The sequence below is a fragment of the Vibrio bathopelagicus genome, assembly GCF_014879975.1.
Taxonomy (GTDB): domain Bacteria; phylum Pseudomonadota; class Gammaproteobacteria; order Enterobacterales; family Vibrionaceae; genus Vibrio; species Vibrio bathopelagicus.
In genome coordinates this window covers 1,727,808-1,750,827 of sequence record NZ_CP062501.1, presented here as the reverse complement: position 1 = coordinate 1,750,827, position 23,020 = coordinate 1,727,808, and the positions used below count along the sequence as shown (strand labels likewise).

Below are 23,020 nucleotides of genomic sequence, written 5' to 3'. Positions count from 1 at the left end.
TAAGCGACTTTTCATACCTTTAGTTACCTATGAATTGCTAATTTAGGGGAAGCTGTAGCTCATTGATGTCCAAAAACGTTACACCCAACCTGTATTCAACCACATTTCTGATATAAAAGTGCCCCTTCATCTACACCGGAAGCAATATAATCTTCCCATTCAAAGGCGTGGTTTTCGATTCGATAAGGTCAATCGCAGATTGAACTTCACTTAGTGGAATACAGCGGTCGATGTCGAGCTGTATATCGTTGGTGATGAAATGGTCCAGCATCGTTGTGAACTTGTCACGGCGAACATCTTTCCCCTCAGCATCTTCCCAATAACGTAAGAAGAAGGTGCTGAACTCGATAGCTTGTTTTTTTGCGTATTCGAAGAAGCGTGGTTCATAAAAATCGAGTGAAAGCGTTCCGTAGTTGATAAAGCGCCCTTTGTTACCTAGGGTATGAATCAGTTCGGTTCCAGGTTTCCCGCCAATCGCATCAAAGGCGACAGTTGGTTGTGGTAAGCCTAATGCCTTAATTTGAGATACCAAATCATTGTTAGCATCTAACACCCAATTTGAAGTGGTTGAATATCGTTTGGGCTGTGATGTTACGACAATGATTTTGAACCCGAGAGATGCCGATAACTGGGAGAAAATCTTACCAATGGCTGAGCTACCTGCATTGATGATTAATACATCTTCTTGGGTCAACTTCGCCACTTCTGTCGTCAACACCCAAGCGGTGAGTGCATTAATGTACAACTGACAGGCGTAGCCATTTTCTAGGTGTTGGGGAAGGTGGAAAAGGTTGTCTGGTGACACATCGACATAGCTCTGCCATGTCCCACTTGTTGCCACTAACACTCGCTGGTTCAGAGCAAATTCAGAGTGGTCAGACTCTACAACTCTTCCAACAGCTTCAAACCCCGGCACTCTCGGTGGTTGGTGGCTGTGTTTGTATTGCCCAACGCCATAAATCGACAGCAGATCACTAGGGTTGATGTTGGTCGCTTCAACTCGTACTCGCACCTTATCTTTATCAAGCGCGCCTAAAGCGACATGTTCTAACTTGAGAGACTCTTTCGGCTGCCCGAAACGGAACTGGCTAATTCGGGTATTTTGCTTAGTGTCAGTCATGGTTCGGGCACCTTTGTGGTTTATGAGCACTGCATTGACTTTAAGTGTAGCGTGTTCATAAACAGTCTTGGATCAGCGATATTGTTTAGCATTGCTGGCGTTGGCAAGCAGTCGTCATCAACGTAGTCGACATAGTCTGCCGCCGAATCAAAGATCAAAATATCCAATGCTAAACGATCCAACCCGTACCGACCTCGGTGGATCATATCCGCTGAGAATACTAACAAGTCGCCCACTTCTAACGGTATCTGCTTACCGCCAGAGATATCATCGCTGCTCACTTTACCATTCTCTTCTTGGCGAACGTTGTATTCTTCTTCGTTGTCCCAGCGTTTGTGTGTTCCGGGGATAAGCTCCATCCCTAGCTCATCAAAGATAGGTACACGGAGGTGCAATACTTGGGTTTCCATGATGACTTTCATCTGGTCATCAATGTCATAGTCGTATTGACAATCGCGATGCCAGAAGTCTTTTTGTTGCGGGTTCACAGGGTTGAAGAACAGCTGCGTGTTCATGAATGCAGGTTTGTTCGGTATTACCGCATCGACCACTTCCATCACTTTTTTTGAGCTGATGAAGTCAAAGAGTACGGTTCTATCGTCGGCGGGTAGATACTCGCTTCCGGTAATCAAAGATGAGTTAAATGCCTCTTCTTGATAGAACTCTTCGTTGTCTGCTTTCCATGATTCATGGAATTTCAGTACGACTTTTCTAAGCGATGCAATTTGAGCTTCATCGAAATAATTTCTGATAACAAAGTAACCATGCTCGTCGTATTGGCTGCTTAATTGTTGGCTGTTTTCTACCACTGACTACCTTCGTTCATTCTTTACCGTGTAATAACCACAGATTTCTTGGGCGCATAATGCCAGACAGTCGTCATTCAACCAAGTAACTTAAGCTTTCCTTTTTACACTTACCTCTATGTTTACATCAAACAATACGAGCGCGACAAGCACGCTCTTTATGGTTGTATTTGTGATGTGCGTGAGTTCATTCTAGCTATCTTTACTGGCTTGAATTCAATAGCATTAAATTCGCAGTTATTGCTTTGATGCTAATTGTTAACCTTCAAAAACCCAGTTTTGCCAGCTTTGCATGCGTAGAATCACTTTGCGTACGATAGAGAACATTTCCCATTTCGGTGAATACACGGCGACATGCGCGTCTGTACCTGCAGGGATAGGTTGGCCGTCCAATAGTTCAGGCTGAACAAGCTCCACTTTCACTAATACGCGACCACCGACTCTCTGAAGAGGATCATTTAAATTACCCGATGGTGTGACGGCGCCTTGTTTGAAGATGTCCAATACATCGACGACTTTTGCTTGGTAAGCGTGGCCGGGAATGGTTTTGAAGGTCACTTCTGCTTCGTAGCCGGGTTTGATATAACGCGCTGGGTTTTGTTTGAATGCTGCGACAATGGTTTTAGATTCATCATGCACAAAGGTTAGGTTTCCTTGGAAAGGGACGACACGGCTTTTCATACCTGGGCGCAATGCTACCTGTGTGACATAGCCATCTGTCGGCGCAACAACCAATGTTTTATTGAGGTTGAACTGAGCTTTATCGAGCTCGGCAAGGTGAACCTTTTTTGCGGCCAATTGCTGTGCAATCTTTGAGTCAGCGACATTTAATTGAATGTAGTTTTGTGCCTGAACGGCTTTGAGCTCAGCTATGGAGTCAGTAAATTTGTCTACTTTTGTTTGAGAGGCGAAATCACTTTTTTCCAGCTCGATAAAACGGCTCAATTCCTTTTCATTGAAGACAAGTTGAGCTTGTGTTTTCTTGATTGATTCGCGGGTGTTTTGCTTTGATAGAAGCAGTTCATCAATGGCGGCCTTTGTCGCGGTCACTTCCGCTTTGGCTCTGTCTACACTTGCTTGGAATGGGGTCGGATCGATTTGGTACAAAGGGGTACCTTTCTTCAAAGCAACATTGCCTTGCACAAAAACATCGGTGACTTCACCCGAAACTTCTGATGTGATTGGGGTGGTAACACTATATACACCAGCGACTCTTGCTACTGGCTGATACATCGCCATGTACAAGAATATCCAACCTACCAAGAAAGCCCCGATCACAGTTGCGGTTGTAATTGTCCATTTGTTTTTAGGCAGTTTAAATACGCGAAATACAATCACACACAGCGCTACGTAGCTTAAAATTATCAACGTTTCCATTACTGTTCCCCCTCGCTTTTTGCTTGCAGCGCATCGATACGTTTTTCTAGCTCATCGAGCTTTGATTGTTCTGTAGTCGTTGCTCTCAAAGGCTCACTCAACATGGCCCACACCCAAAGTAGTGGCCACATTACGTGTAAGAAAAAGAGGCTGACCCAGCCGGCTACGTGGATGGCATCTTGATGGGGGTGATTGCGTTTTACAGCAATTTCATAAGGAATATCGTGAATAACAATGAGTCCGTACACTAGGATTAGTAGTACGAGGATCAGAATACCCAAAGATAAGTAATCTAAAGTAAGGTTCATAATGTTCTCTCTATTACGGATGAAATCGACCATTAATTTCAGCAGTATCAGAGAGCATAAAAGCTAACCCTTACCCAATCGATAGGGTAAAGGTTAAATGACATTTAAGTATTACTTAATCGAGAGTGCGGTTTGGCTTAATTGGACAGGGGGTTTTACTTAAATGAGGGATTGGGTGGCGGAAATCAACGCATCGCAAAACCACGTATGTCCGTTGTCAATGATGACCAAACCCGTGATTAGTATCTACTGGTGCTATCGCTATATCGCAGGCTGTGGCGCTGAATTTGTTTTGTTATTTTGCGTTAGCGTCTGAGGGGCAGTGGTTTCAGCTTCGTCTGCAGACGTAAAATGCTTATCTGTTAGCGTCACGGTTATTGCTTCATGCTTCATTGTTATGGTCGGCGCTTCTGATTGGGCTTCGTTTGTCGTCGCGGGTTCAGCGAATGCCATTAGTGAGGTTGTAAATACGATTGTAGTTAATGCGATTTGAGCGAGTGTTTTCATTTGGCTGTATCCTATTGGGTAAGTGGAGATTACAAATAGCTGATACGTGCACTATAGAAACTATGTGGAAGTGGTTCTTATCATTTTACGCCACCGTAAAACTTATACGGCGGCACGATACATTTATTGAGCCTATGAGTTCGAGTGTATGGCTGTGACTATCTGGTTTTTAAACATATGGCTATGGATATCTTATGGGTAAGATGATTCGCCAATACACGCTCTCCCTACGCTCATAGCCATTGGTGTGGGTCAATTTACTGCCACATTACTAAGACCGCTGCTATAGAAAGTAAGATCAGCGCAAGAATGTCTTTGCGAGCAATACTTTGTCCTAACCAGAAGTAAGAGATCAATACCATAAAGACTACTTCGATTTGGCCTAATGTTTTCACATATGGCACGGCTTGAAGAGACATCGCGCTAAACCAGCCAAGAGAACCAATCACACTAGCTAGGCTTGTCATCACCACCAATCTCGACTTCTTGAATATCTGGCGTAACGTGTCGCGTTCTTTGAAGAAGAGGTAAGTGCAGATAATGAACGTCTGAAGGGTAATTACCAGAAATAGAACCCAAGCAGCGCTATGAGGGAAGGGAAGGCCAATGCTCAGGCTAGCTTCTCTAACCCAAAGAGACGTTAAAGCAAAGGCGGTGCTGCACGCCATGCCTAAGAGAAAGACTTTGGGAGAGAGGCTTCGCCAGCCGGAAGAGCTGCTCATGATCAACACACCCAAGGTACCAATAAGTACACCAATCCAACCCGTAATAGTCAGAGCGGTGCCAAAAAACAACACGGACAGTACAGCTGAAACTGGAGCTTCACATTTGGCGAGTCCGGCACCTATCGCATAGTTCTCTAGCTTAAATAGCATTACCATCAAGCCCGTCGCGAGGATCTGCATAATCGCAGCAGCAACAATGTAGAAAACAAACTCACCGGAAAAATTAGGTGCGGAGACTGGCTGCCATTGGTACAGCGAATAGAGATAAATAAGCGCGATTGGGCCAGCCCAAATAAAGCGAGCTAACGTCACGCCAGCCACACTCATTGTACCCGCTAGTTTACTTTGAAATGCATTGCGCCAAGATTGGCTGAAGGCTGCGAGAAGAGTAAAGGCTATCCAACTAAAAGACATGATACTTCCATGTGTTATGTAATTTTATGATTATCTTAACAAAAAATTACGTGATAAGAAGCGACATGGTCTATTTATAGCCAGAGGCTCACTTTTACTCTCTATTTGGTATCAGTACGTTCTTCAAAAGATCGATGCTTGTTTCAAAAGATAGGCTCCTTCTTGTTTTTGAAATAGAACAACGCACTGATCGAAACGAACAATAAGGTGAAGTAGTAGAAGAACGAAGACAGTGAAGCCAAGAAATCGAGGTTTTGTTCTATCTCTTGCGTGGTGTAACCCTGAGACACCAACTTATAGTAGTAGGCATACAAAATACCGATCAAGCCATACCCAAGGTTAAACATCAGGCCTTTGAAGCTGAGAACGGTGGCTCGGTTGTGTGATTCCGTCTTTTTGTTGAGATGGTAGCTAATGAATATGTTCATCGTCATGATGATAAAGATCAGTACTAACGCAGGTATTACGCCATAGATCGACCAACCTAAACTGATCCAATAATAGGTCGCTATGCTCGCTAACCCCATCACCACAATAAAGGTTTTAGGCTCGATGCTTTCTGCCAATCTACGGCTTTGCCCCGCCAATATGATTTTAAGCAAACTGATCCCCGCGCCAATAAAACCGAAGTAGATAATAGGAATATCGATGGCGAGATAGTATTGGCTGTTCATGGTTAGGAACATGCGCGAGGTATGTTCGAACAGGCTGTAATAGAGCAAGATGAACAGCACGTAAGGCGTAGCAAGTACCCACTTACCTGCGTCAGCCGTTAATTTGAGGCTGGCGATGGTCGTTGCTAATTTGCCCTGATCGCTTGGCATCACCTTCTTTTCTTCGTGCATGTTTATCGCGGCATAAATGGCGAGTAACGCGACCAAGAGGGTGGCGAACACAGGGACTCGCATCAGGTCTTTGGTGCTTTCTGGCTCTGCGAATCCGAGAGCATGAAAGATGTTCGCCATAAAATTCACATCGTACATCGCTGCACCAATCAAGGTGACAAAAATACCCACAGTAGAGGCGACACGAAGCTGGATTTGTAACACTCGCGGCCATAACTCTTCATTACCTTGCTCTTTCAAGGTGTCGTAAGCCAATGCCTCGTCGGCGCCGCTAGCCAGTGCCATCGCTAAGCCACTTAATATTCGGTTAACCAGAAACACAATGAAGACTAGATTGGCATCTCCAGTAGGCACAAGAGCGATCATGGCGATCTCAATGAACATCACTATCGAAGACAGCACCACAAGCTTTTTACGCCCCAAGGTATCGGCGAACGCACCTGATGGTACTTCTGCAAGCACGATGGTCGCCGCCCAAACCACGTTGAGCATGGCAAACTGAGAAAGGGTTAAGCCGTAATCTAAATAGAGTAGGGTGAAAATAGGGTAATAAAAACGCGCAAAGTAACTGCTTCGAAACATTAGGAAGTAGCGGACATTGGGAATTTTAAGGATTTCTTTGAGCGTCATGATAATTTCGGTATTTTTAATAACACATTATTATGTATATACCGTTTAGCCTTTTAAATCATGGGATTGTTGCCAAATACCTGAAATATCTGTTTTAGAGAATACTCGGGCTATTTATTCCTAATCGGTTACAGATTCATTCCTCTTCAAATCATCCATCCCATCCATATACTTTGTTGTGGTCATTGCCAAAACCCAGATATTGCAGATTCCGTTCGTTCACTTTTAGACTAATTCTATCGATGGCTAACTTAGCTATTTAATTAAGTAAAACATGAAGAGGAACATTGATCTGAAAGCAAATTGGCGAGTAGAACCGAGTAAGAGAGCAACACATTCTTTTGCTTCACTATGGACAATAAGCTGTGTAGGTAAGAACGCATCTTTGCCTCAGTATTGATGCCGATATCGCCATTTTATCTGAATGACTGCTCTTTTCGGAGTACTTGATTCTTAATCACCTTAGCGGCCACTTCGATGATTTGAGATTCTTGCTTGGAAGCTTTAGACGATAAGTTGTAAAACATAATGCAATCTTGTTGAATCAAATTTGGCGCTTCTTGGAGCTCAATTTCACGTACCTCACCACTTTTTATGTATTGGGCTAGGTTCTCCCGAGGACACACTATCCATCCATCTTTTTTTAACTTTTCAATGAGCAGACTTTGTGACGTGACCACTTCAAATTCGCTACTGATCTTGGTGTGCCTGAGCTCGTTTGTAACGTCATTCTCAGTGATTAATTGACGAAAGGTTGCCAGTTCAGCGATCGAAATCGTTCGGTTTGGAATGCTAGAGTGAACGGAAGTAAAGAGGCTCAACTGAAAAGATCCGAGGTTAATATTTCCGATCCCCGCACTTGGATGTAAGTTACCCATACCGGGCATGATAGCAAACAGTGCATCTCCGTCTTCTATCTGCTGTAAACAGTGGTTTCTGTCTCGTTGCAACCAGTTGATAAGGATGTGAGGATGAAGAGACTTGATCTCAGACTCAATGCTAAGCAAGAGTTGGCAAGGGATCGAACTATCGTGGTAGACAGTTATATTGTTGAGCTCACCCTTGTAAGCAGATAAGGCTATGTTCTCGAACTCTAGCGATTGTCTCGCCAGTAACCGTGCTCTTGGATACAGACGATGAGCAATGTCCGTTGCAATCGCCTTTTTTCCTTCGATAGAAAACAGTTCCATTCCCATCAAATCCTCCAATGCGTTGATCCTCTCTCGCACCGTAGATCGAGCCTTATTCAACCTTTTGCTAGCAGCGCTGTAGCTTTGAAGCTCATAGACACTGGTGAAGCATGCAACCTGTTCATTCGAAATCATCATCTCATCACCTTCGTACTGTTTGAGCGTACATTATGGATTTATATGTTTGAACCTAGCAAAGTAATCTACATCCGTACACACAAGATTGTTAACGGAGATTTCAGATGAGAAAGTCGATTATTTCATTGGTTACTGCGGGTTTATTTTCGACAACCGCTATGGCGGATATTAAACCTATGTCGACAGTGCCAGCCAAAGCGAATGAGCAAGTCACATTGGAGAACTGGACCCATGCACCGTTCAATAAATGGGCCTTCCAGAACATTGGCATTCATCCAACGGTTATGGTTTCTCGAGATGGTGCGATCAATGAGATCCCACAAGCGTTAAATGCTGATGTCGCTCAGCACAAATTTACTTATGCTGGAGAAGAACTGACATTTCGTGATGCCATGATTAATGACCACACCGATGGATACATTATTATTCAAGACGGAAAGGTACTGCATGAAGAGTACTTTGGTGACTTCACAGCAAGAGATCACCATCTGTGGGCTTCAAGTACAAAATCTCTGGTTGGTCAGGCTTTAGGTTTATTGGTTGAGCAAGGTAAGGTTGATGTTGATAAAAGGGTCAGCATATACATCGAAGAGCTTAAAGGAACGCATTTTGGTGAGCAGACTTTGCGTACCTTGTTGAACATGAGCTCTGCGATTGATTACAGTGAAGACTATGTAAACATGGCTCCGGGTGATGTACATTTCGAGTACTTTCGCCGCCTAGGTTTTATTCCAGCGTATGACTTATTGGCACTCGATCCAACAAAGACAGATAAGCCTCGTGATTTGTTGAGCTTCTCTGCGATGTTTGAACAGAACGACAACTTAGAGGTGAACGATAAGTTTGAGTACCATAGTCCGAATGTAGATGTCATTGGATGGGTTATCGCTCGTGTGTCAGGTCAAACGCTTGACCAATTTATTGCAGATAACATCTGGAACAAACTTGGTACAGAGCATGATGCGTTCTTCATGACAGACATGAACTACAATCCAGTCGCAACAGGCGGTTTCAATACTACGCTAAGAGATTTTGCACGTGTTGGGTTAGCGATGGTCAATAATGGCGAATACAACGGTCAACAAGTCTTCTCTGAAAAGTGGGTCAAAGATAGCTTTAATATTACGCCAGAAGAAAATCGACACATGATGAACAGTGTCTACAAAGATACTGAGGCTCAAGTCTTTGATTCGCACTTAGAGGGTTACAAAAACTTCCTTTGGGTGCACGACTCAGACAAAAATATTGCAACGTATCGAGGGGTGTTTGGTCAGTTCTTGTATATCAACCAAGACAAGAATATCGTCATCGCTACGTTCTCTTCAGCAGAGAGCGCTTCGAATGCAGCGCGTGAAGAATCAAAAGCGAGAGTGGAAGCTTTTGAGTCATTAGCTAAGTCGCTCTAGCAGTAGGTTGCTGAATACAAAAAATCCCCTCAAGATAACCTCTTGAGGGGCTTTTTGATCAACCGTTGATGTGCTTGTTAGCCATCACAATTAGCTACCCATTATTCACTTTCAGCTTCTTTAGAAGCGTTGGGTGTGGTTTCTGTCTTCAACCAGTTATCAAGAACGAGTTGCAGCGCATCCAATGAGGTAGGTTTCTCTAGGCGGCCATCCATCAGTTTGCTGATCATGTCTAGCTCACGTTGTCCTGATTCACCAGACAAAGCAATGATCGGTGTATTAGGCGATCGCGCTTTGATGATCTGGCTTGCGTCAAAGCCGTTCATGACTGGCATTTGCACGTCCATCAAGATCAAATCGACTTGGTGCGTTCTAAACAGCTCAACCGCATTCTCACCGTTCTTTGCTTGCAGGCTGTTAACGCCGAGTCGACTCAAGTACATCTGAACAAGAGTACGTTGCACCTCTTTGTCATCAACGATGAGCACGGTGGGTGCGAGATGATTTGATACAGGTGGGTTTGCTGTTTGCGTCTGTTCAGTTTCAGGCTCAGGATCTTTATCAGCACTTGGTGTTTGCTTCTCTGGCTGTACCTCAGCATCGGCTTTTTCTTCTGTCGGTTGGCTGTGCTTCCAATCGTTGAAATAAGGCGTACGCAGAGCATCTGCTTTCGGCGCATTCGGCACAACAGGGAAGTACAGGTGGAATTCAGTAAACTCACCAAGCTTAGATTGACATTCAACTCGCCCGCCAAATGAACGCATTACACGTTGGCAATAGCCCAAACCTAAACCACTACCGCCGCTTTTTTGGTAAGAGAAGAAGTCATCGAAGATCTTGTGAGCAATGGCTTCATCAATACCTGGCCCCGTATCTCTGAAAATGAGTACATTCTCATAAGAACCGTCCTTAGTACTGATCTCGATTTGGCTATCTGGATACGAATCAAAGTAGTAGATCGCATTACGTATTAGGTTGAAAATAACGAAGTTGAATAAGGTCTCATTCAGCTTTGCCACGAAATCAGCGTGTTGTGGTAAACGAATTCGCTCAATGATCTTCTCATTCTCAAAACCATAGTGGCTGACGGCTTGATCCACGGCCTTGTGGATTGAGGTCATGGTGATTGGCCCATGCTCGGGTGAGCTGTCACTGACTTCTCGTAAGATGATATCAATCAACTGTCGACCACGTTGAATCGCAGCTTGGCCGTTCTCAATATCAATTAGGATCTGTTTCGCTGGCGCTTGGTTATCAATATGCAGCTTCAAGATTTCAAAGTGCAATTGTACTTGAGCAAGCGGGTTACGCATTTCATGGGCGATAGAGTTAGCCAGTGCACGGCTCTGGCGTATGCGTCGATCTGCTTCGATGGTGCTTTGTACACGAGTTAACAAGGTTTGCAGCGCAGAGATCTCTTCGTTAGAGAACATCTGGTCGTTGCTCTTGTGTGATGACACCAACAAGTGCGTAACGGACTTACCCTGACCAAACAAAGGCATCACCAAGGCGGTATTGTTCGAACTCATCTTTTCATACAGCGCCTTGATCGAGCTTTTCGCTGGCGCGGTGTAATCTAACTCTTCAGACAGTTCGTCGAACACCAAAACAGACTTGTTGGTCGAAAGATAATCTTCGTAGAAGGTTTCGTTGTAGTTGCTGTTAACGAGGCGAAGTTTGTCTTCTGGGATTTGCAGTAGGCTACCTAAACGACGCATTGCATCATCAATTGATAGCTTGAAATCTTCTTCCAACGCAAGGATTTGTTGGACAGGTGTTTTCTTGTTTCCGTAGACAAAGAAAGAGGCGTAGCGGCTCACTCGTTTGTAGAGTACGTGCCAAGTCACACCAATAAGTGCACAGATGGGGATTGCGATTAACCATTGGTTGTCGTCAGTCAGCGGGATAAAAATTGCGCCGAAAGGTATCACCAAAATAGCACACACCAATAGAGCATTGAGGCTCATGTACGCAAGGTATTTCACGCTGTAGAAACGAGAGGTCAACAGGGCATAGCCGACGAATAACATCTCACTAATAGACAGGGCGGGTGGTAGCCAAGTGAGTGAGAAATCACGCAAGAAGAAAGTCATACCAAGGTGAATTGTTGCCGTCGAGAGCATGAACACCAAGATACCCGCAATCATGTAGCTGGTTTTGGTGAGTGTTAGCTTACTGCTGTTGGCACGCATGGCGACTAGATTGACGAGAGTCAGAACAACAAAGCTAATCATGCCAATGAAGAAGTACGATGTGTGTGGCCCGAACTCAATGATGAATTGACTTGGGCCTACAATGATAACGTCTTCAACGGTTAATCCTGGGCTTAAATTAATAAAGAAAGAGTAGACAGTTAGGGTGACGAAAATCGCTTGTTGCCATACATGCACTTTACCGTTGCGTTGTTCTGCGGCGAGCTGACACGAGAAGTAATAAGCAAAGGCGAACGCAAAGAAAGAGGCAAGGTTGGCAAATTTCGCAGCCAACACAGCAGTTGAAGCCCCAAGTTCTGGCAGTAAGTCGGTATGGAAGTAAGCATTACTGCTGATCCACGCAACAATACAGGCCGAGTAGGCGATGTACGCGACATGGTGTGTGCCCGCGATCGCTTCATTTTTGAGTTTAAGGCGGTAGCAATAGTAGAGTAACCACATCACGACGATGGCCACCGTTGCCAACAGTGTTATTGCTTTGGCGTAGACTATTGCCTCTAGGCCGAAATCAAACATGTTCATCCTTTTTTACTGAACTTGGGTTGTCTACCGAGCTTGCTTTTTCTGCTGAACTTAAATTTCTGATCTCACGCACTGCACGTTTGTAGCAGCGAAAATCGGTGTCGTTGAATACCTTGGCCATCAATTCAAAATTCCAGAATCCACGATAAATGGTGGTGTCATCATCATTTAGCTCGCAATATCCAGAGTGGAAATATGCTTTAGGGTCAACGGCTTGATAAAACTGAAGCATGAAAGGTTGCTCGATAATAGTGAAGCCGATCTTATATCCAACTTGATGTAATACGCTCATCAGCTCTTTTTGAGCAAGATAGAGGAAGTAGAGTTTTTGTTGGGTGTTACCGCTGACTGTTAAGCGCAACACTTCACAGATGGCTTGTGTATCGGACAATTGTAACTGGAATTGATTATCGAATTCTGGGAGAGAGTAACATTTTGACAGTGTCGATGGCGTGAAAAGCTGCAACTCAGCGAGTTCATCGTAACCATGCTCGGGCAAACAGTATTGCCATTGCTCATTACTGAACGGTGGCGCATAGCTTAACCACGTTTCATTCTTTGACCAACCTTGAATCAGCGCCGAAGATACCAGAGTAGGAAAGGCTTCATCAGTTGGGTGTTTGAGTAGAATAAAGTGCTTACCAGTTTGTGAAAGGTACAGTAAAGGCAGCATTTCAAACCATTTCTCACCCTTGATGAACACTTCAAGGTTACTTAAAGCGATGGCATCACTGATTGGCATTCCTTGAGGATGACAGGGCGTTTGCACCATAAGCAGATCATCTTCAATCTGTTCAATGATTGCACCATAGTAAGCACTATCTTTGATAGGGAGTTCAGTGTGAGAGGGCGCACTTACGTCCAGCTGTGATTTTGCTTTGATGGCAGCAATTTCACATTCGCACCAAAAGTCTAACCAATGCATGTAACACTGGCCTGCGGCTGCTTCTAACAATGCCATCTCTGTCGATAAGGTACTTGGATAGCGTTGAATAAGATCGCGATAGTCCATCAATTCAAATAAAACGGAGAGGCTTTTGTATTGATGTTCTGGGAAGAACGATGCCAATAGTCGTCTACGATAGTCTGTGACGGTTTGGAAAAGAGCGGTACGTTCTTGTGGCTGATAAGAGCTGATCACAAGCTCGATCAGTGCTTGTTGTTTCTTTTCGATAGACAGACTGCTAGCCAACAGTGAGTCTAAAGACGACGTTAATTTCATGGTGTGAACCTAGCCTAGGTTTATATAATTATTTTTATTTGATTTGCACCAGTCAACTCGACACGGATTTATAGTAAGCATTTGATATAAAGTTACTTTGGTGAACAATCGTAACTCTAATAGTGTCTATTGTTTTTAAAAACAAGTTGCATAATCGAGCTCAAGTTTACTACTTGTGCTTACCCTTAACAATATGGGTTAGCCATGTACGAATTAATTAATGAATCCCTAAATTAGAGTACTCTCAATCACTTATATGCTTTGCTCATGAATTGAGTTTTATTTATTCAATCTGAGAATAAGCCTTTGAGTTTATAAATTAACGTAAAATATCTATTTTCTGAACCAAGCTCATAAATCATACGCAACTGCATTCACCTTGCTAACTGTAAGGAATATAACGGCGAGCCAAAATATATAATTAACTAATGAGTGTTGTATGTCTCATACCCGTTTATTTCCACGTCATCGTTTGGCGCTCGCTTGTATGCTTGCCAGTGTGTCCAGTTTCTCTTTTGCTCAAAATCAGTGTGAGGTGCTTGATCTACAACAGGCGTCCGATCTTGCACTCGCTGTCTCTTCGGCAGGCAACCGTTGCTACAGTTCTTGGTTCTCTGCATCGGATAATTCACTAGATAATATCTATAGCGAAGCGAGCCTAAGCCGTATTCAAGTGGCGCTGAACTTAGAAATAGCCCGTTATCGAGGTGAAGCCGAACAAGCACGTAAACTTGAAAACCTTGGTGAGTTTGTTCGCGCTGCTTATTACGTTCGCTATAACGCGCAAACACAGGATTTCTCTGAGGCGTTAAGCCAGCGATTTGCTCAATCTACCAATGCTTTTCTAGCGACCCCTAATGCGCAGGACCAAGGACGAGAACAAGTCGGGGCAATGAAAAGTCTGACGTTGATGGTCGATAACGTTAAGCAACTTCCACTCACTATGGATGCGCAACTTGCGGCACTTAGACACTTTAATCAAGAAACGGCGCAAGACTCACAATGGGTCGACGGGCTAAATAATCTGTTCCGGGCAATGGCAGGACATGCAGCCCGAGATGACTTCTACGATTACATGGCCAGTCATACTCAACATATCGATACGCTAGCGGCATTCGCTCGTGATAATACGTGGGCTTTAGATACTGATGCGAGCTTCCTTGTTTATAACGCAGTGCGTGAAACTGGTCGTTTGCTGGCAAGCCCAGATAAAGCCACCAAAGATAAAGCACTGCAAGTTATGCAGCAGGTGATGGTGCAAAATCCATTGGGCAGCGAGCACGATAAGCTATGGTTAGCGGCGGTCGAGATGATGAGTTACTTTGCACCAGAAGGCCTAAATGGGTTAGATCTAGAGCAAGCAAAACGTGATTTAGTAACGCGTGTACTTCCCAATCGTCATGAGTGCCAAGGGCCTGCGATTATTCGCTCACAAGATTTAACGCAAGCACAAGCGATGGAAGCTTGTAATGTGCTGGCCGCCAAAGAGGCCGATTTCCATCAAGTCGCGAACACGGGTCAACAACCTGTCGCCGACGATAACAATAACCGAGTTGAAGTGGCGGTGTTCGGCAGCAAAGGCAGTTATATCGATTACTCGTCGTTCTTATTTGGCAATACTACCGATAACGGTGGGCAGTACTTAGAAGGAAACCCTGCAGAGGTGGGGAACGTGGCGCGTTTCGTGGCTTACCGTTACGCCAATGGCGATGACCTCTCTATTCTCAACTTAGAACATGAATACACTCATTATCTCGATGCGCGTTTTAACCAATATGGCTCCTTTAGTGACAATTTGACTCATGGTTATGTGGTGTGGTGGTTAGAAGGTTTTGCCGAATTCATGCATTACAAGCAAGGCTACGATGCTGCGGTAAGCTTGATTAACAGCGGGAAGATGAGCCTGTCGGATGTGCTTTCAACCACTTACTCCCATGATGCTAATCGTATCTACCGATGGGGCTACTTAGCGGTACGCTTTATGATGGAAGAACATCCTCAAGAGGTGCAGAGCTTGTTGGTACTGTCTCGTACTGGCCAATTTTCCAAATGGGCGCAACAGGTGAAAGTGCTTGGCCAGCAATACAATGGTGAGTTTGAACGTTGGCTAGACACCGTTTCAAGTGAACCAACAGAGCCTACTGATCCCACAGATCCGATTGATCCTACAAATCCGACAGACCAAGCCATGGTATTTACAGCAAACCAAAGTGTAGTGTTGAACGGCAAGGCGTACAGCGAGCAGTTGTTCTACGTCGATGTACCAGAGAACACCACGCATTTTGAGGTTTCGATTGAAGGAGAAGTTCAAGGTGATGCTGATCTTTACATGAGCTACAACAAACAAGCACATTACTATGACTTTGAATTCAGCCAATATCACAATGGCAGTAATGAGATAGTGACGTTTGAGCCAGAGGCATCGGGCTACATTAAACCTGGTCGCTACTACATGAGTATTGCAGGGCGCACCGATTTCAATGACGTGACACTGTTGGCATCGCTAGAGACAGAAACACCGACACCTCCATCACAAGAACAAGATGACTTAACGCCAATAGTATTGGAATCAGGTCAGGCTCAAGTATTGACTGTGCATCAACGACGTTATGCAGCAGTCTATGTGCCAGAGGGCGTACAAGAGGTGCGAGTGTGGTTGAACGATAATAGTGACAATGCGGAGAATGGACAGTCGAATACAGGTAATGTTGATCTGTTTGCAAGCCATTCATATTGGCCAACAGCAGGACAACATGACTATGCATCGGATTACCGAGGCAGTAATGAATACCTACAAATTCCTGTAACAGAAGAAGGCTATTTGCACTTCTTACTCAGTGCAGAACAGCAAGGGGATGATGTCGAAATGTTGGTTTATTTTCACTAGCAAAACAGGCAGTAAATAAAAAGCATTAACGAAAACGCCATCCATCTAAATATCAATTAAGTAGCGGAGACAAGCCGGGCAGTAGTGTCCGGCTTTGCTTTCTGACAATCTTCTGTATTTATAGAGTAGTTACACCATAATCTCTGATGAAGTGATGACATTTAAGGTCTAAGCTTGCCTGCATATGAAACATCATTACGAGTAACCTCTCGTAAATGACTGAATGAACGATGTAGAGAGGATTCATGAAAAAAGTACGATTAACATCATTACTTGGATTAGCAACCGTGTTTAGTGTCGCTGCGTTAGCTGGATGTAGTCAGGAATCTGATGTTTCCGCTCAATCACAAGAGAAAGCGAATCCGATCTGTAGCACTAAAAACCTGACAGGTGGTTGGTCACAAAGTGATATCACGCCAGAAGCAAAGCAAGCTTTAGATGTGGTTCTGGGACAAATGAATACCGCTGCGAAGCTTGATAAAATCTTGAGTGTTCGAACTCAGGTTGTCAGCGGTTTGAACTATGCTATCGATTTTGAGATGGATAATGGCGAAGTTTGGAACACCATTGTGTATCGTTCGTTGCAGGGTGAGATGACAATGACGCAAGCTGCGCAACAAGGTCGCCTGTGTCCATTGATTAACTAGCATGTAAATAACATCGCACACATAAAAATGGCTCCTACTTAGGAGCCATTTTTTATTCTGAATATTGCTTACGTCATGAACCTGATTGACTGGCCAGTTCAGGCTCTGACAGCTCTTGCACACAAGCACGGCTGATGTCTTCATCAATGTAGGCCATTCCAAGTTTATTGAGATAGTCCATACGATCCGCAGTGCGCAGTTCGATGTCTGGGCCTACGATGTTGTTCTCTTGATAGATCTCAGTTAAGTGAGCCATGAATTGTTCGCCAACACTCATCATTAATAAGCTCATTGCGCCAACGTCCGGTCTTACTTTGGCACGTTGTTTGTCCGTTAAATTTACCGCTAACACGATAGGGTGCTCCTCACCCTCAAAACGAGTGCTGCGCTCGCGAATGGTTTGCTGAGCCCAGTAGTAGGCCAGTTCTTTGCTCTGAGTTAAGAAAACTGGCTCAACGGATTCTGTGTAGTTGTTGCCAATCGTTGCCATAGTTTTTGAAGCGGCTTCATTGAGTGCTTTGTCTCCTGAGCGTTTCAGCCCTTGGCCTTGGATTGAAGCGAGCAAGGCTGAGGATGTGCCGTGATACCAAGTATCACCAGTAGCGAAACCATTTTCTGACAGCAGTGTTTTAGCATCTTGTAGGTGTGTCGGTATTGAAGTCATAGGCACTCTCAATAAATAGGCATATCAATAAATAGGAAATTCAACAAACAGGAATATGATCAGTTTAAACAGAATTTTTCAGGGTCACAGTGGTGTGGAACACAAATCTGAGGCTTTGAGATGAAGCCGGCAGTACAAGCTTCATCCCAAAACCTCCTCCCTCCCGGCACCTAACAGGGAAAAGGGAAGGGGAGATTCTAGAAGGGAAACGCTGTTAACGATTAATCAAATTGATTAGACGTATTCGCTTCACCCGCTGCTTTTAGCGCATTTTCACCAGCAAAGTATTCTTTGTGGTCATCACCCATGTCTGAACCAGACATGTTTTGGTGTTTAACACATGCAATACCTTGGCGGATCTCTTTACGTTGAACGTTAGCAACGTAGCCCAGCATGCCTTGGTCACCGAAGTATTCTTTTGCAAGGTTGTCGGTAGACAGTGCTGCTGTGTGGTAAGTCGGTAGAGTAATCAAGTGGTGGAAGATACCCGCTTCGCGAGATGCGTCCGCTTGGAATGTACGAATCTTCTCGTCAGCACTTGCAGACAGTTCAGTTTCATCGTATTCCGCACTCATTAGGCTTGCACGGTCGTATGCTGATACATCTTTACCTGCTGCTGCCATTGCATCGTATGCTTGTTGACGGAAGTTTAGCGTCCAGTTGAATGATGGAGAGTTGTTGTATACCAGCTTAGCGTTAGGGTGAACTTCACGTACACCATCCATCATCTCTTTGATTTGACCGATGTGTGGTTTCTCAGTCTCAATCCAAAGTAGGTCAGCACCTGCGTTGATAGCTTCGATACAGTCAAATACACAGCGATCTTCGCCCGTACCTTCGCGGAATTGGTATAGGCCTGAAGGCAGACGCTTAGGACGAACTAGTTTACCGTCACGGTTGAAGCAAACATCACCTTCAGCCATATCTGCAACATCGATCTCTTCAACATCTAGGTATGAGTTGTAGATGTCACCTTGGTCACCAGGTTCTTTCACTACTGCGATTTCTTTTGTTAGACCTGCACCTTGTGAATCGGTACGAGCAACAATAACGCCGTTGTCGATGCCTAGTTCAAGGAAAGCGTAACGAAGTGCGCGAAGTTTTGCGTGGAAGTCAGCATGAGGAACCGTTACTTTGCCGTCTTGGTGACCACATTGCTTCTCATCGGCTACTTGGTTTTCGATTTGCAGACAACATGCACCCGCTTCAATCATCTGCTTAGCCATTAGGTAAGTCGCTTCTGCGTTACCGAAACCTGCATCGATATCCGCAATGATTGGTACTACGTGTGTTACGTGGTTGTCGATTTTGTCTTGGATAAGATCTTGTTGGTTAACATCGCCCGCTTCACGTGCCGCGTCTAGCTGACGGAATAAGCCACCTAGCTCACGAGCATCCGCTTGGCGTAGGAAGGTGTATAGCTCTTCTACTAGGCCAGCAACTGACGTTTTTTCATGCATAGATTGGTCTGGAAGTGGACCGAAGTCAGAGCGAAGTGCTGCAACCATCCAACCTGAAAGGTATAGGTAACGACGGTCTGTCTTGCCATCAAAGTGCTTCTTAATAGAAATCAGCTTTTGTTGGCCGATGAAACCATGCCAGCAACCCAGAGACTGAGTGTATTGAGAGCTGTCTTCGTCGTAAGCCGCCATGTCTGCACGCATAATATCTGCCGTGTATTGCGCAATATCCAGACCTGTTTTGAATTTGTTTTGAGCTCGCATACGAGCTGCAGATTCAGGGTTGATTGCATCCCATGGAGCACCAGCAGCGCTTTTTGCAACTTCAATCTTTTCGATATCTTGTGTAATTTGCGACATAACTATTCCTTAGTTTCACGTGGACATGTTGGCCAATTTGGCGAGGTCATTCGATTTGGATTAAATCTAACCATGGACAAAGAATAACCATGTATGTGATAATTTTGTTAATTTATAGTTATTATATTCGGTATTTTTCTTATGAATATTGCTCGTATAGACCTTAATTTACTTGTGTATTTAGACATGTTGCTGCGTGAAAGAAACGTTACACGAGCGGCAAATCAATTAGGAATAACTCAACCAGCCATGAGTAATGGACTGCGCCGACTACGCGATCTGTTTGAAGACCCGCTGTTGGTGAGAACCAGTGAAGGGATGATACCGACTGAGCGAGCACACAAACTGCAGCCACTGATTCGAAACATCTTGGCGAATGTAGAAAAGACATTGCAACCGACCACGGAGTTTAATGCAGAAGACAGTGAGCGTGTGTTTCGTATCATGGCGAGTGACTATGCTGAGTCGACCATTATTCAGCCGCTATTGAAAAAGTTGAGCGAGATAGCACCGAAAATACGATTGGATATCATGACGCCAAGTGACGTGAGTTATCAGGATGTGGAGCAAGGCACTGTTGATATTATCATCAACCGTTTTGACGACATTCCACAGTCGTTCCACCAGATGAGCCTTTGGCATGACGGGTTCTCTTGCCTATTTAGTTGTGATAACCCGATAGCCGACAACTTCGATATTTTGTCTTATCTAAAGGCGCAACACATTTGGGTAAGTAAGACGGGTATGGGCACGGGTGTTGGGATAAACCCAAGCGAAGCACAAAAGCTCGGGTGGATTGATGAAGCACTAATGCGCATTGGTAAAACGCGTAATATCACGGTGTTCACACGACACTACCTGTCGGCGATTCTCTTCGCTCAACAGAAGAACCTGATCCTGACTATCCCAACCAAAGCCGCGCAATTGCAGCGCAATAACCCTAGGCTGTTAATCAAACCCGCCCCATTCGCTATTGAACCCTTTGAGGTGAAAATGGCTTGGAGTCCATTGTTGCAAACCAATCCCGACCATCAGTGGATGCGCCGATTGATTAAAAGTGTCGCCAATGAAATAGAGAGTGGTGTGACGGAATAACACAGTTTGTAGGGTATTTTTTATATGAATATCCAGTATAACTGGCATAAATTAGCTAAATTTACGCCCGTTAAGTAAGTTTAAACTAGTTATTTAAATTTAAGTCAGTTAAGTAAATATATTGAGTAGTCATCAGTTAGCTTGAGAGAGATTTTATGAGCAGTCGTATTCAACAGGGAAGCTTGAACATTGATAGCACCCTCTACCAATTAATTAATGACCAGGTCATTCCTGGAACAGGCATTGTCGCTGAAGACTTTTGGCAATCTTTTGCAACCATCCTTGAAGATTTGGCTCCAAAGAACCGCGCATTGCTTATCAAGCGTGACGATCTTCAACATCAAATTGACGTTTGGCACCAAGAGCGTGCTGGACAAACGCTAGATGCGGCAGAGTACAAACAATTCTTACAGCAGATTGGCTACTTAGTCCTTGAGGGCGAAGACTTTCAAGTAACCACCGCAAGCGTTGAGCCTGAAATTGCAACACAAGCGGGCCCGCAGCTTGTTGTACCTATTATGAATGCACGTTTTGCACTTAACGCGGCTAATGCGCGTTGGGGTAGTTTATACGATGCGCTTTACGGCACCGATGTCATCAGCGAAAGTGATGGTGCAGAAAAGGGTGGAAGCTTTAACCCTGTACGTGGCGCTAAAGTAGTGAGCTACGCTCGAGGTTTCCTTGATGATGCTGCACCTCTCAACGGTGTCTCCCATAAAGACGTGACCAAATACTGCATCAGCAACGTTAGCATTGGCAATACACTAACAGCGACCTTAGACAACGGCGAAGAAGTCACTCTAATCGATCGCAACCAATTCATTGGTTACCAAGGTGATGCAAGTGCACCTTCAAGCATTCTGCTTAAGCACAATAATCTCCATATCGAAATTCAAATTGACCCGAGCGCGCCAATTGGCAGCGTTGATGTGGCTGGTATTAAAGATGTGCTGGTGGAATCGGCTCTCACCACCATTATGGATTGCGAAGACTCAGTAGCTGCGGTTGATGGTGAAGACAAAGCACTGGCTTACCGTAACTGGTTAGGTTTGATGAAAGGTGACTTACAAGAGTCGCTAGAGAAAAACGGCAAAACCATCGTTCGTAACCTAAATCCAGATCGTCAATACACCAGTGTGACGGGAGGCGAGATCTCGCTGAAAGGTCGCAGCATGCTGTTCATCCGCAACGTGGGCCATCTCATGACTAACCCTGCCATTATTGATGCTGACGGTAACGAAGTACCTGAAGGCATTATGGATGGCATGATCACTTCGCTAATCGCGATGCATGATTTAAAAGGCAACAGCGCGTACCAAAACTCGACCGCGAACAGCATCAATATAGTTAAACCTAAAATGCATGGTCCTGAAGAAGTCGCCTTCACCAATGAATTGTTTGGTCGCATTGAAGATGCATTAGGGCTAGATCGATTCACGATCAAAGTCGGCATTATGGACGAAGAGCGTCGTACATCGGTTAACCTTAAAGAGTGTATTCGCGCAGCCAAAGACCGTGTCGTGTTTATCAACACTGGCTTCTTAGACCGAACCGGAGATGAAATTCACACCAGTATGGAAGCGGGGCCATTTGCGCCTAAAACACAGCTGAAAACCATGACTTGGATTGGCGCATACGAAGATCAGAATGTTGATCTTGGCTTAGCTTGTGGCCTGCAAGGTAAAGCCCAGATTGGTAAAGGTATGTGGCCAGAGCCAGACAATATGGCGAAGATGATGGACGCGAAAATCGGACACCCACAAGCAGGTGCAAATACCGCTTGGGTTCCTTCTCCAACCGCAGCAACTTTGCATGCGCTCCACTATCACAAAGTGAGTGTACCGAGCCGTCAGAAAGAGCTTCGTGAGCGTGTGAGAGCAAATGTCGACGATATTCTAACTATCCCGCTATTAGGTAATCAAAAGCTGACGGCTAAAGATATCCAAAATGAATTGGACAACAATACTCAAGGTATTCTTGGTTACGTAGTTCGTTGGATTGACCAAGGAGTCGGTTGTTCGAAAGTGCCAGATATTAACGATGTAGGGCTAATGGAAGACCGCGCGACATTGCGTATTTCGAGCCAACACATTGCCAACTGGTTACGCCACGGTATTTGCGATGAAGCCCAAGTAATGAAAACCATGAAACGTATGGCGGCAGTGGTTGATGGACAGAATGCAGGGGATCCAAGCTACCAAAATATGGCGCCAGATTTTGAAAACAGCATTGCGTTTTCAGCAGCGTGTCAGTTGGTATTTGAAGGCTGTGCTCAGCCGAGTGGTTATACCGAGCCTGTGTTGCATGCTATGCGACTGAAGCTGAAAGGAACTGCACAATAAATAATAAAAAAAGAAGTCCCCCTATTTGAACCGAGCCCAAGGTGCCGCGCTAATTTAGCGCGGTTTTTTTTTTTTGCTTTTTTTGTGTGTGGTGGGAAGCTCAGAAGAGAGGTGTTAGTTGGGTTATTCGATGTTTAAGCTT

At 44.6% G+C, this 23,020-nt stretch carries 17 protein-coding genes; 5 read left to right on the top strand and 12 right to left on the bottom strand.

What is annotated here, in order from left to right:
• Positions 1-130: 130 nt before the first annotated feature.
• From IHV80_RS24020 to IHV80_RS23985, 8 genes are all read right to left on the bottom strand, one after another.
• Positions 131-1,120: a zinc-dependent alcohol dehydrogenase family protein gene (locus tag IHV80_RS24020; RefSeq protein WP_192891287.1), complete on the bottom strand. Its 990-nt coding sequence runs from the start codon at positions 1,118-1,120 to the stop codon at positions 131-133.
• Between the two features lie 20 nt (positions 1,121-1,140).
• Complete coding sequence (locus tag IHV80_RS24015; RefSeq protein WP_192891286.1) at positions 1,141-1,929, bottom strand: phytanoyl-CoA dioxygenase family protein; 789 nt, start codon at positions 1,927-1,929, stop codon at positions 1,141-1,143.
• A gap of 255 nt (positions 1,930-2,184) precedes the next feature.
• A complete protein-coding gene (locus tag IHV80_RS24010; RefSeq protein WP_192891285.1) occupies positions 2,185-3,303 on the bottom strand; it encodes an HlyD family secretion protein in 1,119 nt (372 codons plus the stop codon).
• A complete protein-coding gene (locus tag IHV80_RS24005; RefSeq protein WP_086712793.1) occupies positions 3,303-3,611 on the bottom strand; it encodes a DUF3302 domain-containing protein in 309 nt (102 codons plus the stop codon). Before IHV80_RS24005 ends, IHV80_RS24010 begins: the two co-directional genes overlap by 1 nt.
• A 261-nt stretch (positions 3,612-3,872) precedes the next feature.
• Positions 3,873-4,118, bottom strand: a complete 246-nt coding sequence (locus IHV80_RS24000) for a hypothetical protein (RefSeq protein ID WP_192891284.1) — start codon at positions 4,116-4,118, stop codon at positions 3,873-3,875.
• 257 nt (positions 4,119-4,375) lie between these two features.
• Complete coding sequence (locus IHV80_RS23995; RefSeq protein WP_192891283.1) at positions 4,376-5,257, bottom strand: DMT family transporter; 882 nt, start codon at positions 5,255-5,257, stop codon at positions 4,376-4,378.
• Between the two features lie 143 nt (positions 5,258-5,400).
• Positions 5,401-6,732, bottom strand: a complete 1,332-nt coding sequence (locus IHV80_RS23990; RefSeq protein WP_192891282.1) for an MFS transporter — start codon at positions 6,730-6,732, stop codon at positions 5,401-5,403.
• A gap of 416 nt (positions 6,733-7,148) precedes the next feature.
• Positions 7,149-8,060, bottom strand: coding sequence for a LysR family transcriptional regulator (locus tag IHV80_RS23985; protein WP_192891281.1), 912 nt, complete (start codon positions 8,058-8,060; stop codon positions 7,149-7,151).
• A 104-nt stretch (positions 8,061-8,164) separates the two neighbouring features.
• On the opposite strand from IHV80_RS23985, the gene IHV80_RS23980 reads away from it, so the two are divergent.
• Positions 8,165-9,466: a serine hydrolase domain-containing protein gene (locus IHV80_RS23980; RefSeq protein WP_192891280.1), complete on the top strand. Its 1,302-nt coding sequence runs from the start codon at positions 8,165-8,167 to the stop codon at positions 9,464-9,466.
• A 101-nt stretch (positions 9,467-9,567) separates the two neighbouring features.
• Here IHV80_RS23980 and luxN read toward each other — a convergent pair whose 3' ends face one another.
• Together luxN and IHV80_RS23970 are read right to left on the bottom strand one after the other, a co-directional pair.
• Positions 9,568-12,195, bottom strand: a complete 2,628-nt coding sequence (luxN, locus tag IHV80_RS23975; RefSeq protein WP_192891279.1) for a quorum-sensing autoinducer 1 sensor kinase/phosphatase LuxN — start codon at positions 12,193-12,195, stop codon at positions 9,568-9,570.
• Positions 12,188-13,423, bottom strand: coding sequence for an acyl-homoserine-lactone synthase (locus IHV80_RS23970; RefSeq protein ID WP_192891278.1), 1,236 nt, complete (start codon positions 13,421-13,423; stop codon positions 12,188-12,190). The genes luxN and IHV80_RS23970 overlap by 8 nt, the downstream gene beginning before the upstream one ends.
• A 439-nt stretch (positions 13,424-13,862) precedes the next feature.
• On the opposite strand from IHV80_RS23970, the gene IHV80_RS23965 reads away from it, so the two are divergent.
• Both IHV80_RS23965 and IHV80_RS23960 read left to right on the top strand, forming a co-directional pair.
• Complete coding sequence (locus IHV80_RS23965; protein WP_192891277.1) at positions 13,863-16,310, top strand: M9 family metallopeptidase; 2,448 nt, start codon at positions 13,863-13,865, stop codon at positions 16,308-16,310.
• A gap of 245 nt (positions 16,311-16,555) precedes the next feature.
• Positions 16,556-16,957 carry a cystatin domain-containing protein gene (locus IHV80_RS23960; RefSeq protein WP_192891276.1) on the top strand — a complete coding sequence of 134 codons (402 nt, stop codon included), beginning with the start codon at positions 16,556-16,558 and terminating at the stop codon, positions 16,955-16,957.
• A 73-nt stretch (positions 16,958-17,030) separates the two neighbouring features.
• Here IHV80_RS23960 and IHV80_RS23955 read toward each other — a convergent pair whose 3' ends face one another.
• Both IHV80_RS23955 and IHV80_RS23950 read right to left on the bottom strand, forming a co-directional pair.
• Positions 17,031-17,621: a hypothetical protein gene (locus IHV80_RS23955; RefSeq protein ID WP_192891275.1), complete on the bottom strand. Its 591-nt coding sequence runs from the start codon at positions 17,619-17,621 to the stop codon at positions 17,031-17,033.
• A gap of 221 nt (positions 17,622-17,842) precedes the next feature.
• A complete protein-coding gene (locus tag IHV80_RS23950; protein ID WP_102266423.1) occupies positions 17,843-19,441 on the bottom strand; it encodes an isocitrate lyase in 1,599 nt (532 codons plus the stop codon).
• Between the two features lie 141 nt (positions 19,442-19,582).
• Between IHV80_RS23950 and IHV80_RS23945 the strand changes: the two genes are divergently transcribed.
• Positions 19,583-20,536, top strand: a complete 954-nt coding sequence (locus IHV80_RS23945; protein ID WP_009845781.1) for a LysR family transcriptional regulator — start codon at positions 19,583-19,585, stop codon at positions 20,534-20,536.
• 155 nt (positions 20,537-20,691) lie between these two features.
• Complete coding sequence (locus IHV80_RS23940; RefSeq protein WP_192891274.1) at positions 20,692-22,878, top strand: malate synthase G; 2,187 nt, start codon at positions 20,692-20,694, stop codon at positions 22,876-22,878.
• Positions 22,879-23,020 lie beyond the last annotated feature (142 nt).

Bases quoted from the DNA above. Each gene is read 5' to 3' on its own strand.
- IHV80_RS24020 (WP_192891287.1), bottom strand. From the start codon at position 1,120: ATGACTGACACTAAGCAAAATACCCGAATTAGCCAGTTCCGTTTCGGG.
- IHV80_RS24010 (WP_192891285.1), bottom strand. From the start codon at position 3,303: ATGGAAACGTTGATAATTTTAAGCTACGTAGCGCTGTGTGTGATTGTA.
- IHV80_RS24005 (WP_086712793.1), bottom strand. From the start codon at position 3,611: ATGAACCTTACTTTAGATTACTTATCTTTGGGTATTCTGATCCTCGTA.
- IHV80_RS24000 (WP_192891284.1), bottom strand. From the start codon at position 4,118: ATGAAAACACTCGCTCAAATCGCATTAACTACAATCGTATTTACAACC.
- IHV80_RS23995 (WP_192891283.1), bottom strand. From the start codon at position 5,257: ATGTCTTTTAGTTGGATAGCCTTTACTCTTCTCGCAGCCTTCAGCCAA.
- IHV80_RS23990 (WP_192891282.1), bottom strand. From the start codon at position 6,732: ATGACGCTCAAAGAAATCCTTAAAATTCCCAATGTCCGCTACTTCCTA.
- IHV80_RS23985 (WP_192891281.1), bottom strand. From the start codon at position 8,060: ATGATGATTTCGAATGAACAGGTTGCATGCTTCACCAGTGTCTATGAG.
- IHV80_RS23980 (WP_192891280.1), top strand. From the start codon at position 8,165: ATGAGAAAGTCGATTATTTCATTGGTTACTGCGGGTTTATTTTCGACA.
- luxN (WP_192891279.1), bottom strand. From the start codon at position 12,195: ATGTTTGATTTCGGCCTAGAGGCAATAGTCTACGCCAAAGCAATAACA.
- IHV80_RS23970 (WP_192891278.1), bottom strand. From the start codon at position 13,423: ATGAAATTAACGTCGTCTTTAGACTCACTGTTGGCTAGCAGTCTGTCT.
- IHV80_RS23965 (WP_192891277.1), top strand. From the start codon at position 13,863: ATGTCTCATACCCGTTTATTTCCACGTCATCGTTTGGCGCTCGCTTGT.
- IHV80_RS23960 (WP_192891276.1), top strand. From the start codon at position 16,556: ATGAAAAAAGTACGATTAACATCATTACTTGGATTAGCAACCGTGTTT.
- IHV80_RS23955 (WP_192891275.1), bottom strand. From the start codon at position 17,621: ATGACTTCAATACCGACACACCTACAAGATGCTAAAACACTGCTGTCA.
- IHV80_RS23950 (WP_102266423.1), bottom strand. From the start codon at position 19,441: ATGTCGCAAATTACACAAGATATCGAAAAGATTGAAGTTGCAAAAAGC.
- IHV80_RS23945 (WP_009845781.1), top strand. From the start codon at position 19,583: ATGAATATTGCTCGTATAGACCTTAATTTACTTGTGTATTTAGACATG.
- IHV80_RS23940 (WP_192891274.1), top strand. From the start codon at position 20,692: ATGAGCAGTCGTATTCAACAGGGAAGCTTGAACATTGATAGCACCCTC.